A 631-nucleotide genomic window follows, 5' to 3' on the forward strand; every position below is an offset into this window, starting at 1 on the left:
CAGGCGGAACCTTTTGTGGACTTGCATCTTGCACGCAGATTTACGGCGCGGATTGCAAAATGCACGACCGGCGGTGCTCGCATTTTTATGTAACTCATTGATTTATAAGGAAACAAGCGAAGCGGAAAAGCTGGCATAGCGCATGCAACTACCTTCATACCTGCCGCCAGGACATACGGCGCAGACCTTTCGAAAAACAGGAGTGACCCACATGAAGAAGTTCGCCATTGCTGCCGCTACTGCTACCGCTCTGACCCTGACCATGGCTAACGCGGCGTTTGCCCAACAGTCCACCCAGGCCCCGATGACGCTGGCGGCCGGTGAGGTGACCAAAGCCAAAGAAGCCACTTCCGATACCTGGATCACCACCAAGGTCAAATCGGACCTGTTGACCGAAAAGGGTATCCCGGGTTCTGACATCAAGGTCGAGACCAACAAGGGTGTGGTTTCGCTGTCTTCGACCACTGCCGTGACCGAGTCGCAAAAAGAGATGGCCATTGCCATCACCAAGAAAATCAAAGGCGTGAAGGCCGTATCGGCTGACGGCCTGAAAGCCGAATAAGGAATTTCCCGCCGGCCAGACGGATTTGGCCATCGTTGTACCAAGCCCCGGCCTCGGTCGGGGCTTTTC

1 protein-coding gene is annotated in these 631 nt (G+C 55.2%); it reads left to right on the forward strand.

All coding sequences use genetic code 11. The features are described 5' to 3' along the window. The first annotated feature begins 211 nt into the window (after nt 1-211). A complete protein-coding gene (locus tag APH34_RS28450; RefSeq protein WP_016489161.1) occupies nt 212-562 on the forward strand; it encodes a BON domain-containing protein in 351 nt (116 codons plus the stop codon). Nucleotides 563-631 lie beyond the last annotated feature (69 nt).

The organism is Pseudomonas sp. NBRC 111131 (assembly GCF_001320525.1).
GTDB classification, from domain to species: domain Bacteria; phylum Pseudomonadota; class Gammaproteobacteria; order Pseudomonadales; family Pseudomonadaceae; genus Aquipseudomonas; species Aquipseudomonas ceruminis.